At 44.7% G+C, this 15671-nt stretch carries 12 protein-coding genes; 3 read left to right on the top strand and 9 right to left on the bottom strand.

Annotation, left to right across the window (positions count from 1 at the left end):
* Both A136_RS02935 and tal read right to left on the bottom strand, forming a co-directional pair.
* Positions 1-1266, bottom strand: a 1266-nt coding sequence (locus A136_RS02935) for a transketolase family protein (protein ID WP_017064427.1), incomplete at its 3' end; no start/stop codon positions are given.
* Positions 1267-1353: 87 nt separating this feature from the next.
* Complete coding sequence (tal, locus tag A136_RS02940) at positions 1354-2304, bottom strand: transaldolase (protein WP_009845571.1); 951 nt, start codon at positions 2302-2304, stop codon at positions 1354-1356.
* Positions 2305-2763: 459 nt separating this feature from the next.
* On the opposite strand from tal, the gene A136_RS02945 reads away from it, so the two are divergent.
* Together A136_RS02945 and A136_RS02950 are read left to right on the top strand one after the other, a co-directional pair.
* The gene (locus A136_RS02945) at positions 2764-3768 is read left to right on the top strand and encodes a sugar-binding transcriptional regulator (protein WP_017064428.1); all 1005 of its coding nucleotides are present in this window, start codon (positions 2764-2766) and stop codon (positions 3766-3768) included.
* 172 nt (positions 3769-3940) lie between these two features.
* Positions 3941-5311 (top strand): glycoside hydrolase family 18 protein, encoded by a 1371-nt coding sequence (locus tag A136_RS02950; protein ID WP_017064429.1) that lies wholly within the window; start codon positions 3941-3943, stop codon positions 5309-5311.
* Positions 5312-5402: 91 nt separating this feature from the next.
* Here the strand turns inward: A136_RS02950 and A136_RS02955 are convergent, their stop codons facing one another.
* The 7 genes from A136_RS02955 to moeA form a co-directional block, all read right to left on the bottom strand.
* Positions 5403-7697, bottom strand: a complete 2295-nt coding sequence (locus tag A136_RS02955; RefSeq protein WP_017064430.1) for a putative bifunctional diguanylate cyclase/phosphodiesterase — start codon at positions 7695-7697, stop codon at positions 5403-5405.
* A 385-nt stretch (positions 7698-8082) separates the two neighbouring features.
* Positions 8083-8931 (bottom strand): sulfurtransferase, encoded by an 849-nt coding sequence (locus A136_RS02960; protein ID WP_017064432.1) that lies wholly within the window; start codon positions 8929-8931, stop codon positions 8083-8085.
* A 123-nt stretch (positions 8932-9054) separates the two neighbouring features.
* A complete protein-coding gene (locus A136_RS02965; RefSeq protein ID WP_017061706.1) occupies positions 9055-9369 on the bottom strand; it encodes a hypothetical protein in 315 nt (104 codons plus the stop codon).
* Positions 9370-9575: 206 nt separating this feature from the next.
* Positions 9576-10211: a hypothetical protein gene (locus A136_RS02970; protein WP_017064433.1), complete on the bottom strand. Its 636-nt coding sequence runs from the start codon at positions 10209-10211 to the stop codon at positions 9576-9578.
* An 11-nt stretch (positions 10212-10222) separates the two neighbouring features.
* Positions 10223-12358: an LruC domain-containing protein gene (locus tag A136_RS02975; RefSeq protein WP_017064434.1), complete on the bottom strand. Its 2136-nt coding sequence runs from the start codon at positions 12356-12358 to the stop codon at positions 10223-10225.
* 254 nt (positions 12359-12612) lie between these two features.
* Positions 12613-13362 carry a molybdopterin-synthase adenylyltransferase MoeB gene (moeB, locus tag A136_RS02980; protein WP_017064435.1) on the bottom strand — a complete coding sequence of 250 codons (750 nt, stop codon included), beginning with the start codon at positions 13360-13362 and terminating at the stop codon, positions 12613-12615.
* A gap of 12 nt (positions 13363-13374) precedes the next feature.
* Positions 13375-14610: a molybdopterin molybdotransferase MoeA gene (gene moeA / locus A136_RS02985; RefSeq protein WP_017064436.1), complete on the bottom strand. Its 1236-nt coding sequence runs from the start codon at positions 14608-14610 to the stop codon at positions 13375-13377.
* A 216-nt stretch (positions 14611-14826) separates the two neighbouring features.
* Between moeA and folE the strand changes: the two genes are divergently transcribed.
* Positions 14827-15480 (top strand): GTP cyclohydrolase I FolE, encoded by a 654-nt coding sequence (gene folE / locus A136_RS02990; protein ID WP_017061725.1) that lies wholly within the window; start codon positions 14827-14829, stop codon positions 15478-15480.
* The last annotated feature ends 191 nt before the right edge of the window (positions 15481-15671 follow it).

The raw sequence follows: 15671 nt of genomic DNA on the forward strand, positions 1-15671 counted from the left end.
TAGAGCGATACCGTTCATGATAGCCGTCATACCGAATTCACGTACACCGTAATGGATGTAGTTACCAGAGAAGTCGTTCGCTTCAAGAGACTTAGAACCAGACCACATAGTTAGGTTAGAAGGCGCAAGGTCAGCAGAGCCGCCCATGAATTCTGGTAGCATAGCACCGAACGCTTCTAGAGCATTTTGAGATGCTTTACGTGATGCGATGTTTGCTGGGTTAGCTTGAAGATCAGCGATGATTGCCGATGCTTTCTCTTCCCACTCAGCTGGTAGGTCACCGTTTACGCGGCGTTTGAATTCAGCTGCCAGCTCAGGGTATGCTGCTTCATAAGCTGCAAGTTTCTCGTTCCACGCTGCTTCCTTAGCTGCGCCTGCTTCTTTCGCATCCCACTCTGAGTAAACTTCCGACGGAATTTCAAAAGGACCGTGCTCCCAACCTAATTCTTTACGTGTTGCTGCAATTTCTTCAGCGCCTAGTGGAGCACCGTGACAGTCGTGCGTACCTGCTTTGTTTGGAGAACCAAAGCCAATCACTGTTTTAGTGCAGATTAGAGTAGGGCGAGGGTCTGCTTTAGCCGCTTCAATCGCTGCGTTGATAGCGTCAGAATCGTGACCATCTACCGCTGGGATTACGTGCCAGCCGTAAGCTTCGAAACGCTTAGGTGTATCGTCAGAGAACCAACCTTCAACTTCGCCATCGATAGAGATACCGTTGTCATCCCAGAAAGCAACCAGCTTACCAAGACCAAGCGTACCTGCTAGAGAACATGCTTCGTGAGAAATACCTTCCATCAGACAGCCATCACCCATGAATGCATAAGTGTAGTGGTCTACGATGTCGTGGCCTTCTTTGTTGAACTGAGCAGCTAGCGCTTTCTCAGCCATAGCCATACCAACAGCGTTAGTAATGCCTTGACCTAGAGGACCAGTCGTTGTTTCGATGCCTGGTGCGTAGCCGTACTCTGGGTGACCTGGAGTCTTAGAGTGCAGTTGACGAAAGTTCTTAAGATCTTCAATTGAAAGCTCGTAACCTGCTAGGTGCAGCAGAGAGTAAATCAGCATTGAGCCGTGGCCGTTAGACAGGATAAAACGGTCGCGGTCAGCCCACTCTGGGTTTGCTGGGTTGTGGTTTAAGTGAGAACGCCAAAGTACTTCAGCGATGTCAGCCATACCCATAGGTGCGCCTGGGTGACCAGAGTTTGCTTGTTGTACGCCGTCCATGCTTAGAGCACGAATAGCGTTAGCTAGATGTTTGCGATTCATAAGAACTTCCGAATAAAAATTAAGAAAAACAAAATTGATAAAAGTAGGGGAACTGAACGTTCCCCTATTTGAATTTGGTAAGAGTGATTACAGCTTAGCTGCGATCATGTCTTCTAGTTTGCCTTGGTCAACGGCGAAGTTGCGGATGCCTTCAGCCAGTTTCTCAACAGCCATTGCATCTTGGTTGTGGTCCCATAGGAACTCAGCGTGAGTCATCGCTGCTGGACGCTCTTTAGTACCGTTAGAGTCGATAAGCTTCTCTACTACTTCGCCTTCTGCTGCTTCTAGGTCTGCTAGAAGTTGCGGAGCGATAGTTAGACGGTCACAACCAGCAAGTTCAAGGATCTCGCCGATGTTACGGAAGCTTGCGCCCATAACAACAGTTTTGTAGCCGTGGTCTTTGTAGTAGTTGTAGATATCAGAAACAGAGATTACACCTGGATCTTCTGAAGCTTCGAAATCACGACCTTCTTTCGCTTTGTACCAGTCCATGATGCGACCTACGAAAGGAGAGATTAGGAATACGCCAGCTTCAGCACAAGCACGAGCTTGAGCGAAAGAGAATAGAAGCGTTAGGTTACAGTTGATGCCTTCTTTCTCTAGGATTTCAGCAGCACGGATGCCCTCCCAAGTAGAAGCCAGTTTGATAAGGATGCGGTCGTTAGTGATACCAGCGTCGTTGTACATTTTGATAAGTTGACGAGCTTTAGCAACGCTGCCTTCCATGTCGTAAGAAAGACGAGCATCTACTTCAGTAGAGATACGGCCAGGTACAACTTTTAGGATTTCTTTACCGATGTTCACGTTAAGCATGTCGCAAGTATCTTGAACTTGCTGTGCTTTATCACCGCTTTGCGCTTTTGCGTATTCGATAGAAGCATCGATTAGAGGAGCGTACTCAGCAATTTGAGCAGCTTTAAGAATTAGAGATGGGTTAGTTGTTGCATCTTCAGGAGTGTACTTGCTGATAGCTTCGATATCGCCAGTGTCAGCTACAACAGTTGTTAGTTTACGAAGTTGCTCTAATTTATTGCTCATTTTGATCATCCTATGTATCGCATAACACCTCATTAATGGGAGAGGTGTGGGCATTTGCAAGCTAACTAATGAAGTTCTCAATGGTTGTACCAGTGAGCCAAACTTACATTAATTTAAATTTTTCTCCGAACGAACATTTGCACAGAACATTTGATCGCTCGATGAGTAAATGATGTAGCCATATTTATCCGATCTAGCCCCAAAGTCAACGGTAAATAGTACTGTATGGTGACTTCAGTCAAATATATTTCGCTCTAGTAATCATGGGCTATGCAAGCAAACGTTTAACGAGCAAAGTGAGGTGAATTAATCAACAACAAAACCATGGTTATGACTATGAGCAAATGTACCTTGCTGTTACATATGTTTGGGGTGTAAACTTGTGTATCACTTGCTTAAGCATCGAACATTTGTTCTTCAAGCAGGTAAAATAATTGTTAAATATTGGTTGAGTGGTATATGAGTAAGAATATCCAAGATGTTTCCGAAGAAAACACTGATCTCCTCACTGAAGTCGCGGTTGCTTATTATCAAGATGGTGCCACGCAAGAAGAGATATCTAAAAAGTACTCTATCTCCCGTGCAAAGGTTGGTCGAATGCTCAAGCAAGCCCGAGATGAGGGCATTGTTGAGATCACCGTGAAATACCACCCTGTCTTTAGTGCGAAGATCGAGCAACGTTTGATCGAACGATTTGGTGTAAAGCGTGCGCTTGTGGCACTAGACCAACCGAATGAAGAGAAGCAACGACTCCAAGTAGCCGGTTTAGTGTCTAACTATCTTACCAGTACACTGAAAAACGGTATGGTGGTGACAGTAGGGCAAGGGCGAAACGTATCGTCTGTTGCTCACCACACTGGCGTAATTACGCCACGAGACTGTAAATTCGTGTGTGGTATCGGCGGTATTCACCCAAGAGGCGGTATGTTTAATGCCGACCATATATGCAGGCAGCTAGCCAAAAAGTACGGTGGATCTTCTGAAACCTTATACGCGCCGGCTTATGCCGAGAATAAAGCGCAAAAAACCGCATTTATGGAAAACAGCACCGTTAAGCAGACACTCGATCTCGCTCGAAAAGCCGATGTTGCATTAGTCGGTATCGGTGATATGAGTGAAAACAGCTATATGGTCGACTTAGGTTGGTTTACCGCAGGTGAGGTCGTTCAATCTCGTTTATTGCAAGGAGTCGTCGGTGACTTTGCGGGTTATGACTTTTTCGATGTTCACGGTAAAACAGCAAACACAGTAATGAGTGACCGTGTGATTGGTTTGGCCTTGGAAGAATTCCGCCCAATTGCAGAAGTCATTGCCATTGCAGCCGAGAACAGTAAACCACTCGCTTTGTTAGGTGCACTAAGAACCGGCGTGGTAGACGTGATCGCAACCAGCGTAAGTAATGCTTTAACGGTACTTAATTTGGACGAACAACTTAGCGTGAATAAACCATACGGCAGTGAATAGTAAGATATTTGTGCTTCGTTGAATTCACTATTTGAGTAATCATGGAAAATCCCCCTAATGAAAGCAGTGCAATAAGGGGGATAACTATTAGACATGACTCGAATAGTGAATTTGTTCAGCGGTTGAAAGAATTATCACTCTTTAATGTTAAGCCACACTAAAGGAGATAATTATGAAACTGTCATTTATCACACACGCTATTTCTAGCAACAGTGACCAATCAAGTTCTATCTTTAAATCTATTTCTATCTTTGGGCTTAGCTCAATAGCCACGGCTTGTATGCTCACACCTACAGTACATGCCGATGATAAAGTCGTCGCAGGGTATTTTGCGGATTGGCAATATCTGAATAAAGACAACCCTTATACCGTTGACGACATACCTGCAGACAAGCTCTCACATATTATTTACGCCTTCTTGAGCATGTGTGGTCCTCATAGCGGTGCTGGTGAGCCCGTCCAAAAACAAATTCAGCAGCAATGTGCAGACAAACAACCATATACCGCGATTATTGTGGATAAAGAAGCTGCGTTAGAAGTCGATTTCGGAGACGTGGGTGTTGATGTCGCCTATAAAGGTCACTTTGCCCAGTTAGCTCAACTGAAGGCCGACAATCAAAATATCAAAATTTTGCCCTCATTTGGAGGGTGGACAATGTCTGAACCTTTCCATGCGATGGCGAAAGATCCTCAAGCCATTGCGCACTTTTCAAAAACTGCTGTTGAATTGATCCAAAAATACGACTTCTTTGATGGTATTGATCTTGATTGGGAATACCCAGGAGGCGGCGGCTTAACCACTTCGCCTTGGAACCCAGAGACGAAACTAACGGATGAGCAAAAAGCGCTAGAGCGTGAAGCTTTTACTCTTTTAGTAAAAACAATCAGAAGTGATTTGGACGCTCTATCAAAGACGACTCAAAGAGATTACGAGCTTTCAACGGCTGTCGGTGTTGGTGCTAAGGCAGCTCAAATTGACTGGAATGCAGCTAGCCCATATCTGACGAACATGTTTGCGATGACGTATGACTTCCTCGGAGGCTGGGGAACTCAAACAGGTCACACAACAAACTTACATGCCACCGAGCGTAGTTGGTGGGGAATGGGAGCTGATGTCTTCATTAATCAGATGATAGAGCAAGGTATTCCTCGCGAGAAGCTCGTGATCGGGGCGGCTTTTTATGGTCGAGGTTGGCAAGGGACAAAAGACTTTGCTGGAGAGCTGCCTAAAGGTGACCTAGTTTCTGAACAAGGGGCGCAGTTTGGTACAGGTGAAAACGGTTACTTCATGTTTTGGGATCTTATGAATAACTACAGCAGCAAACAAGGTTATGAGTATAAGTATGATGAGCAAGCTCAAGCACCTTATTTGTGGAACCCAGATAAAAAAGTATTCATATCTTTTGAAGATCAGCGTTCTATTAAAGCAAAGGCAGAATGGGCGAAGAAATCAGACCTAGGCGGCATTTTTACTTGGGAATTATCAGGAGATCCTTCCGGGCAGTTGATCGATGTTATGCATAGTGAAATGAATAAAAAGTGAAATGAATAAATAACTGAACAGAAAATACCTAGAAAATAAGGTAGGTGTTTAGCCGCCTACCTTATTTAGCTCGTCTATTTAACTCACGTTCTTAAACAGAACATTCCGCGTGCTCGGTCACTTTCTTGTTTAGGTGAGTAGCCAGCTCATCATAAGGAATAGGGCGAGAGAAGTAATAGCCTTGCATTAAGTCACATTCACATGCCTTTAGAATTGCGAAGTGTTCGTTTGATTCTACGCCTTCTGCTAATACCACCATGCCGAAGTTCTTACCGATTGCGATGATGTTTTGCACCATGGTGAGTGACTGCTGATCGACAGCAATGTTCTCAATAAAGCTCTTATCGATTTTAAGTTCATCGATAGGCAGTGCTTTCAACATACTTAGTGATGAATAACCTGTCCCGAAATCATCTAAAGAGATCTTTATATTCTTCTCTTTGAGGGCTTCAAAAGTCGGTTTCACCAAAGTCACATCTTCAATGAACAAGCTCTCGGTAATTTCTAGCGTTACACAGCTAGGAGAGAGTTGATACTTTTCTAGTGTCGCGAACAAGTGCTCAGAGAAGGATTGATGAGAAAACTGACGCACTGATATGTTGATCGACAGCCCGATTTTTTGTTCTGTTGTTCGGTGCAAGTGGGCGATCTGCATAATGCTGGACTCAATAATAAAAGTCCCCAGTTTTTGCATTAAACCCGTGTTCTCTGCTATCGGTATAAAGACATCTGGCGGAACAAAACCCAATTCCTCATCAATCCAGCGCAAGAGTGCTTCTACACCATGAATACTTTCATTTGCACGAACCAGCGGTTGGAAAACCATGAACAGCGTTTGTTTCTCGATAGCGATGCGTAGCCTTTGTTCTACTTTCATTTTGTAGAGATGAGCATCTTGCATTTCCGTTGTGAAAATACTGTACGAGTTTTGCTGCTGTTTCGCTTTGTACATTGAAATATCGGCAGAACGTAACAGGCTATCCAGATCTTTTCCGTGTTCTGGGAAACGCGCTACGCCGATGCTGCAACCTAACAAAAACTGAGCGCTTTCAACTTCATAAGGTTGAGAAAGCACTTCAATAATGCGCTTGGCGAGTCGTTTAATTTCAGCTTCATTCGACAAGGGCGTCAAGAACAAAAACTCATCACTGGATTCACGTACCAATAGGCTGAGGCGAGATCGGAACCTCATCAAACGCAAAGCGATCTGTTTGAGAACCTTATCTCCAAAGTCATGCCCGTGGGTGTCATTGACGCATTTAAAGTTATCGATATCGATAAACAACAGCGAAAACGGCTCTGACTCATCGTCAATCCATTTACCAATGTTTCTACGCATGTACAAACGGTTTGGCAGAGAGGTTAAAGGGTCATGGTTCGCCTGATAAATGAGTTGGCTACGAGTCCGTTGTTCATTCTTGGCAATCGACTTAACCAAAAAGTAGAAACCAAACTGAAGAAAAATAAAGGCAACGAAAAGAATGCTGAACTCTTGTATGAATATACTATCGACGTGAGTTAGATCCGTACGTCCTACCACCCATAATTTGTAGTTTGGGATGTATTTCGCGCTCATCAAAGAGTGGTACTCTTCATCGTCGACGACAAAAGAATAGGTTTCTTGCCCATTCATCGCTTCTTGTACGCTAATTCCGAAGTGGTCGGTAAAGATACTTGCAATACGCTGTATGACATCTTTGCCGACTGGAGAGGAATAGGCACTCTCAGATTCAATATCACTTGAATAAAACTGGCGATAGCTGTCTTTTCTGATCAGGCTTAGTGTATTGAAACTTCCGGCGTGAGCATTATTTTCAAATACGATCGTTGCGTCTAATCGTAGCCCTGCGGTCATTACTGCATCGGTTTTCTTGCCATCGATTGAAATGGATTTTCTCAGCGGGATGACTAAGCTATTCAACGAATCTTGAAAATAGGTACGGCCAAGCACCATGCTACTGCTTGATAGGGCGTCTAGGAAGGAGCCTCTGGTTGGCGCGTATTGCAGCAAGTTCCTTTGATTCGCAAGTTCGAGATTTGAGCTAATCGAGAGGTAATCACCGTCGGTGTTCAACAAGCCAAACGCTGCTATCGCAGGGTGGGTCTCAAGTAGCTTGTCTAATATTGGCCTAATCTGGATAGATGCAGTACGTGTGAAATCAGACTGTTGAGCCAGTTGATGGCCAACCACTTCTAATAAGGCTTCTTGACTGGTCAGCAGCGAGTTGACGGAGCTAGAAAAAAGCTCAACCTGAATGTGTTGCTGCTCTATGAAGTCGTCTCTGTTTGCTTTCCAGTTTGTTATTCCCAACGCGGCGAAAAGTATCAGGGTCAGTAGTACGACAAACGCGTACAGCGACCAGATATTTTGCTTAAATAGAGCCATGAGATGCCTTTGTTGGTTACTACTTTTAACAGACTGCAAGTGACAAACTATTGGGTTGTCAGCGCGATTCATGCAACGAAAAATACAAACATCAATGATGAAAGTATTAATGATTAAATAGTGTAACGACTACGAGCAGAGATTCTTGAGTGAAAAATTAGTATTCATAACGTCGATAACGATTAGTTTATGATTAATCACGAATTATGGTTAGCAAGTTGATGTGGGTTACAAATCAAACGGCGTGAATCGAGTCTTGGTCTCAAATGAACATAGCTTTGACTGCGACATAGAGGCTTACTTCATGAGACGTGGGGCCATCATTATCAGTAAGCTCTTTATGCATGCGCAGTATATTCTAATAGTTGCATTAAGCGAAGTTGAATTACTTTTTAGTCATGGCGATAGGGAGTTTGTCGTTAGCACCCCATTCCGTCCATGAACCATCGTAAACACCCATTTCACCGTTATAGCCAGCGAGTTTAGCGGCTAATAATATGATGCAAGCTGTTACGCCAGAGCCACAGCTAAAGAGCATAGGTTGAGAAGGCGTTAATTCTAGCGTTGAAAAGATATCAATAAGCTCTTCTTGGGACTTTAACTTGCCGTTTTTGAGTACTTGGGCAAATGGTAGGCAAATAGAATTCGGTATATGGCCACTACGCAAGCCTTCACGTGGTTCAGGAACTTCTGAATCGAAACGAGCTTGAGAACGAGCATCTACAATGTTTGCGCTCTTGTCAGTTGAGTAACCTTCAATCTGCTGAGCACTGACAAAGTAGTTGTCTTGAATATGGCCTTCAAAATTGCCCGCTTTTACTTCGGTGCGATAGTCAGTCTCGGTCGCGTAACCGGCTTCGATCCAAGCTGGCAAACCGCCATCTAAGATGAATACGTCGTTGTGTCCCATTGCCATAAACATCCACCACGCACGAGGAGAAGCGAAGGTTCCGGAGTTATCGTAAACCACAATCGTACTGTCTTGATTGATGCCAATTTCTTTTGTGCGAGTGTTGAAGTGTTTTTCGCTCGGAAACATGTGAGGAAGCAGAGTGTGCTTGTTACAAAAGTCTTTGTCGTAGTCAAAACGAATAGCACCAGGAATCATTTGTCCTTTGATCTTTTCTGACTCGCTTGGAATTTGAAACTCGATGCTGGCGTCGAGGATGATGATATTGTCTTCTGCTAGCAAACGTTGTTGAAGTTGTTGTGGTGAGATGAGTGGCTGATTCATTATTGTTATATCCATTCTTGTTGTTTTAGCGATTCTTACTGTTTTAGCGAATACAGTGGTAGAGCGATTACTGTTGCTTTTGCGAATACAGTTGCTTTACGAATACCGTTGTTGCATCGATGGCTACTGTGCAGCTCGACAGTGGATGAACTGATAACTGCTTTGTCCGGTTATTTGATTGTTTAATGTATCAAGCGCGACCACAGAATCAATAGGGCAGTCTGTGGTAGGAGCAATAGAGAGCCGAAATACGTCATTATCTTTTGTCTGAACCGTCAGATAACGCCTGTGCCCATCTAAGGATTGAGTAAGCGTGTTCGAAATTACTTTGGCTTGAATACGTTGCCCCGTCTCTGATGTTAGCGGGAAATAGGCAAGGGCAACTAACACGCCTACGCCACACATTAAGATAAATAGACCTATTTTTAACTGTTTCATGAGAGTAAGTCTTTGAAGGTTATGTTGAAAATATAAGTGAGGTTGGTGATAAAGTGAATGCTACTCGCTAAGAAAGCTGAATTAACTGCTCTTCGACGAAAATAAAAAAGTGAGCATTTCTGCTCACTTCCTACTTACAAACAATCCATTTTGACTCTGTTTCGTCAGAGATCTCGCTAACGACAAGTTACCTGCTGTTAAACAATTTACTGCCAGACAATCTGAGAGTCGCCGCTAGAAACCACTTGTTGTAATGGAGGTTGACCATCGTAAAACCAAATCTCTATCAAGAGTGCGTCATGGTTTACTGGTGCTGCAAAGTTGGAGGCGAACACACCGTTATCTAGTGGGCCCGCAATGACCTTGCTGGAGTAATCCGGCTTCAAGGTTGAGTCATCTCTTGTACTAAAGCGGCTATAAACGGTCACAAAAGAACGGTCTGTCGAAATGCTGCTGATGTCAATGTTGAGATCAAACTGTTCAACAGAGTTGTAGTCAAATCCATCAGGTACCACCAAATCACTCATCGTATAGCTCTGCGCTGCTACCGCACTTGTCGCGGGAGACGGCGAAGGCGTTGCTGTTACCGGAGTCGTTGCTGTTACCGGATTCGACGGAGTTGCAGGTGTCGAGGGTGTAGATGGTGATGCCGTAGATGTACTTCCGCCCCCACCGCCGCCGCCTCCACAGCCGGCTAATACTAATGGCGCTGCAGCTAAAATAACGGCTAGTGACTTCTTGATGTTCCAAGTGCTTTGTACAGACATACGTTTTTCCTCAAAGAGATTGCGACTTGAATCAACGCAATGATTGTCTCGATATTGTTTAGTGTGAATAGTCATAACGTCTCTCCTTATGGTTCGTAACGTTGGTTGTCTGCAGGTGATTGGTACCATGTTTGGTTCGTTTCACCGCCGGATTCTGCGTATTCTTTAAACTCTGGGTAAGCGGTAACAATATCGACGTACTCTAAAGGCCACTCCCATTCGTCATCCGAAGTCACTATTAGTGCCCAAGGGTGGTTTTCTACTGTTTTGAAGTATTTACCTGTTGAGGGATTACTGTCATCGACGCCTAAACCAGCTTCAAAGAGGTTAGTGGTATCAAATGCTTCGGTTGGAGCTTGGTCTGGCAAGTGAACCTCCCAGCTGCGTCCTGGATGTAGAGGTAGGTTTTCACCATGATAATACCCAGGCGTTGCGAAGATGAACGGGTCGTAAGGCATATCGGTCCAGCTGCCAGTACTCACACCGTCACCGGCTAAAGTAATACCAATTTGGAACGAGAACTGCTCATCTTCTTTACATCCATTACTGGTGCGGTAGAAGGTACAGCCAGTGCTGATTTTTTCTGTCAGGTCATTGGCGATAACAAAGATTGCTTCGCTACGTCCATCTTCTAGGTCAAGGTCAGTGAATACGCCGTTGTGTTTCATGTAAGAGCTACCACTACTCACCAAGCTCGGGTCGAGGTTAGGAAGTCGAACAGCAAAACCATTTCTGTACGATGCCCCGACAGCAGCTAGGCGGCCGTCGATAGTTGATTTAACGACTTTTCCATCTTTAAGGATTTCAGTAATACGATACATAAGAACAGCATCGTTCATGTCGTAGTCAGCTTTATAAGGCCAGTTATCTTCGTACGCGAGCGTTGCGTAACCAGAAGCACTTGGGAAGTAACGAGCAGTGGCACCATCGTTAAGAACATCGACTTGAATATCGACCACCTCACCAGAGGTTGAACCGCCAAAGTAACTTAGGTTGGTTTGTTGACTGAATCTAAAGCGAGCCCACGTCGTACCGGTCAGAGCGTTGATATCGACATTTAGGAACAGATCGTTTTCACCCGTATCTAACAGGTAATCGGTAAATACTTGCTCGTTGGCGCCATCGAAACTGCCATCTTGGTTCCAATCTATCCAAGCCGAAAGGTAACCGGTTGTTGAAGCCTCAATCACCACTTTTGAATCAAGACCAGCTTCAAGTGCGGTTACAAAACCGATACCACCGTTCGCCCACTCATCATCAATACCCACGCTTTCATCCGATTGCGGTGTTACGTAGCCGTCAAGATCGGCGTCGGGCGCGTCTGTACCTAACCAAGTCACGCCATCTAGTTCATGTCGAGGACCGTTACTTGCTAATAACGTTAGATAGGTATCTGGAGCGTCACCGAAGTCGATGTTGGAATCTTCATCTACGACAGGCGCATTCGCACAGCGAGCACCATCATTTTGATTCGAAGAAGGGCCATTCGATACGAACTCTACAGCAGGAACGACACCTGCAGCGATGTTTGCAGCGTTATCTGGGGATAGGTTGATACGGTAGATCTTACCGTCTTGATTTCGAGATACGTAATAGTAGCCGTTTACATCAAAATAACCTGCGCCAAACGTCCCTGTTTCTCCGGTATCACCAATATAGGTTTCTGCACCTGTAGTTGGGTTGAAGCTGTACAAGCCACCCGAGTTATTGTCGATACCATATAAAGAGCCATCACTTGGATGGAAAGCAAAATCAGTCAGTTTTACAGTTGCAGGGCTGCCTGCGATTTTGTTGACCGTGACGGTCGCATTCGGATCAGAGTCTAAAGGAGAGAGGTCAACAGTAAATAGTCCCTTACCTGTACGATACAAGTAGTAAACGTGGTCATAGACGTCGCCGACATAGAAAGTGTGATCGGTTGGTAAGCCACTGGTATTGATAACTTCTGCTTGGAAGTCTTGACCAAGACGCACTAAACGTTTGTTGGTGGTGTCATAGCCATAAATATATCTGTCTTGAAAGTCGAAACCGACACCATTGATATTGGCATTCATACCCGTATCGTCTTCTAACAGTGTGGTTGAACCTGTTACTAGGTTTACACCCCAAACTTCAACGGGTTTCGACTGAAAGAGGTATGCTTGACTAGGGCAGGTATCGAATGGCGCTGCGTTGGCGACTAGAGGGGCACTTAATAGCAAACTTAACGTTGTAATTCTCATATCTACATCCTTGTGATGGAAGGTACAAATATAGTTACAAGTTATGTGCCAAATTTAACGCGTTGATTTTTAACGATTATATTTTGTGGTGCTGATTTTTTTATTGTATTCTCAAAATGAGAACTCAAATGAAACTAATCTCTCATAGAGTATTTCAAATTGATAAAGCGAGTTGAGATGCTGACGTTGAGATATAAAAAAGCCCCAACATATAGTCAAGGCTTAAGTTTTCGATAAGAGGGATATGATTTAGCTTATCCACACACCGAACAATTAGGCATCTTCATTAAATTCATTTCACGCCAGCTGTGAGACATGGCATCGAGAATCAAAAGCTTGCCTTGCTTTGGTTGTCCAAACCCGGCAATAACCTTGATAGCTTCCAAAGCCTGAGCCGCGCCAACCATGCCAACAACAGGTGCCATCACACCGGCTTCAACACAGCTTAGAGCAGCGTTGCCGAATAGAGCGCTCAAGCACTGGTAGCAAGGTGCATTTTCATCTTGATAAGTGAATACGCTAATCTGACCTTCCATGCGAATCGCAGCGCCCGATACTAGAGGCGTTTTTGATGCGTAACATAAGCGGTTCAACTGATTGCGCGTTTCGACGTTGTCACTGGCATCAAGAACAAGCGAGTGTGCTTCAATTAACTTGCCAAGTGCCTCGTCATCAAGCCTGTGTTCGACAGTTTCAATCGTCAGATGCGGGTTCAATACCTGCAAAGACTCAGCGGCAGAATCGACCTTCTTCTTACCAATGTCAGCATCGGTGTGAAGCACTTGTCGCTGCAAGTTTGAAAGCTCGACAATATCATCGTCGATCAGTGTTAGCTTACCAATTCCCGCAGTCGCGAGGTATTGAGCAGAGGCACAGCCTAAACCACCTGCACCTAACACTAAGATTGAACTCTGTTTCAGCGCTTCTTGGCCTTCAAAATCAAACTGTTTGAGAATGATCTGGCGATTGTAACGAAGCATCTCTGCGTCAGACAGTATTTCCATCAGCAAGCCTCGTTAGTAAAGCGTGGAGTTAAACAGTTGAATCTGAACCGTTTCACCGACTTCAACACGGCCACGTTCGCGCTCTAGTACCACAAAGCAGTTTGCTAAGCTCATTGAGCGGAAAGCGCCAGAGCTTTGGTTACCTGTTGTTTCTACTACAAACTTACCGTTTTCAATCGAGTAGATGCCACGTTGGTAATCAGTACGGCCTGGGCCTTTTTTGAATGCAGATTTAGTGATAGCAGGAATCGACTCTGGTGCTGTCCATGCTGTGTGACCAGCTAATTTAGCCAGCATAGGCTGAACTAACACATACATAGTCATCATTGCTGATACTGGGTTACCCGGTAGGCCACAGAACCAAGCGTTGTCTAGCTCACCAAATGCGAATGGTTTACCTGGTTTGATTGCTAGTTTCCAAAAGCCGATTTCGCCAAGCTCTTCAAGAATGTCTTTGGTGTAATCAGCTTCGCCGACACTTACGCCGCCAGAGGTGACAACTACGTCTGCCAGTTCTTGTGCTTTTACAAAGGTTTCTTTAAGCGTTGCAGGGCAATCAGGAATAATACCTAGGTCAATCGCTTCACAACCAAACGCTTCAATCAGCGGTTTAATGCCGTAGCGGTTGCTGTCGTAGATCTGACCGTCTTCAAGCGGTTGGCCTAATGGCTTGAGCTCATCGCCAGTAGAGAAGAAAGCGACTTTAGGCTTGTGTACCACAGTTACATGGCTCACACCGAGCGAAGCAATCATTGGAATGTCACGAGGTGTTAAACGTTCGCCACGGCTAAGAACGATATCGCCTTGTTTGATGTCGTCACCAGTAGGGCGAATGTTATTGTTTAGCTTGATGTCGTCTTGTTGAATCTCAATGCCAGCGTCAGTTTCAGCCGTGTTTTCTTGCATGATTACGGCGTCACAACCTTCCGGGATCTTTGCGCCAGTCATAATGCGAATACAGGTGTTTGCAGGCCATTCACCTTCAAATGGTTGACCTGCAAAGGACTTGCCCGCTAAAGGCAGCACTTTACCGTTCTCTAGGTCTGCTAAGCGCAGTGCATAGCCGTCCATTGCTGAGTTATCAAAAGGAGGTACGAAAATAGGGGATAGAATATCTTCAGCAAGTACGTAACCCAATGCTTCTGCCAATGGCAGTGATAAGGTCGTTCGAATAGGTTGAATTGGCGATAGCAGCTTATCTAGTGCTTCTTCAATTGGCATCAAGCCCGGAGCGTCGCAACAGCCCATAATTGAAATCCTTTGATCGTTATTATTTTGATTTGGCGGTTGGCAATAGGGATTCAATAGTTATCAAATCATGATGGTTCGCCAACGAAATTCTAGCCACTCTAGCACAGTTTAAGCCCCGTAAATAATGACCTCCCTTAAAATATGGGTGTATTTATTCAAAATTCCGAGTATCCTTGTTTGCCATCCAGAAGGGGTAATAAAAGAGGAAGTTCAATGTCAGGTCTTAGCGAATCAGCGAAGTTGGTTAAAGATGCGCTAGCAAGCCGTGGTTTAGAGACACCAATGAGTCCAAACCAGGTTAGCCGAGAAGAGAAAAAGGAACGAATCGAACACCATATGCGTGAGATTCTCACTCTCCTTGAACTTGATCTTACGGACGATAGTCTGGAAGAAACACCGCAACGTATTGCTAAAATGTACGTGGATGAAATTTTCTCTGGTTTGGATTACGCCAATTTCCCTAAAATTACGGTAATCGAAAACAAGATGGGCGTTCGTGAGATGGTACGAGTAAAAGACATTACCGTGACCAGTACTTGTGAGCACCACTTAGTGACGATTGATGGTAAGACTGCGGTCGCTTATATCCCGCGTGGAAAAATCATTGGTCTTTCAAAGATTAACCGTATTGTTCGATTCTTTGCTCAGCGCCCACAAGTTCAAGAGCGTATGACGCAGCAGATCCTTGTTGCACTGCAAACGCTACTCGAAACTGATGACGTTGCTGTCACCATGGATGCGGTTCACTACTGCGTGAAATCACGCGGTGTAATGGACGCGACTAGCGAAACGACAACAACAGCTCTGGGCGGTATCTTCAGATCAAACCCAGCAACGCGCCACGAGTTCTTACACGGCCTGCGTTGATTCACTGCATTATTAGATGAATTCAATTTAGCCTCTGTAAATTGATGTTCATTGAAATATATTCTAAGCCTCGCTTTATGCGGGGCTTTTTTACGCCTGCAATGAAGTCAACTGTAATGGCTGAGAATGCTGTTATTCCCTAAAGTGAAGAATGAGCGACTTATTCACTTTCGCCATTCCCTAAAGTGAGG

This window comes from Vibrio crassostreae 9ZC13 (assembly GCF_000272045.2).
Taxonomy (GTDB): domain Bacteria; phylum Pseudomonadota; class Gammaproteobacteria; order Enterobacterales; family Vibrionaceae; genus Vibrio; species Vibrio crassostreae_C.

Excerpts from the sequence above, each read along its gene's own strand:
- A136_RS02950 (WP_017064429.1), top strand. The coding sequence starts at position 3,941 with ATGAAACTGTCATTTATCACACACGCTATTTCTAGCAACAGTGACCAA.
- moeB (WP_017064435.1), bottom strand. The coding sequence starts at position 13,362 with ATGGAAATACTGTCTGACGCAGAGATGCTTCGTTACAATCGCCAGATC.
- A136_RS02965 (WP_017061706.1), bottom strand. The coding sequence starts at position 9,369 with ATGAAACAGTTAAAAATAGGTCTATTTATCTTAATGTGTGGCGTAGGC.
- tal (WP_009845571.1), bottom strand. The coding sequence starts at position 2,304 with ATGAGCAATAAATTAGAGCAACTTCGTAAACTAACAACTGTTGTAGCT.
- A136_RS02960 (WP_017064432.1), bottom strand. The coding sequence starts at position 8,931 with ATGAATCAGCCACTCATCTCACCACAACAACTTCAACAACGTTTGCTA.
- A136_RS02970 (WP_017064433.1), bottom strand. The coding sequence starts at position 10,211 with ATGACTATTCACACTAAACAATATCGAGACAATCATTGCGTTGATTCA.
- folE (WP_017061725.1), top strand. The coding sequence starts at position 14,827 with ATGTCAGGTCTTAGCGAATCAGCGAAGTTGGTTAAAGATGCGCTAGCA.
- moeA (WP_017064436.1), bottom strand. The coding sequence starts at position 14,610 with ATGGGCTGTTGCGACGCTCCGGGCTTGATGCCAATTGAAGAAGCACTA.
- A136_RS02955 (WP_017064430.1), bottom strand. The coding sequence starts at position 7,697 with ATGGCTCTATTTAAGCAAAATATCTGGTCGCTGTACGCGTTTGTCGTA.
- A136_RS02975 (WP_017064434.1), bottom strand. The coding sequence starts at position 12,358 with ATGAGAATTACAACGTTAAGTTTGCTATTAAGTGCCCCTCTAGTCGCC.
- A136_RS02945 (WP_017064428.1), top strand. The coding sequence starts at position 2,764 with ATGAGTAAGAATATCCAAGATGTTTCCGAAGAAAACACTGATCTCCTC.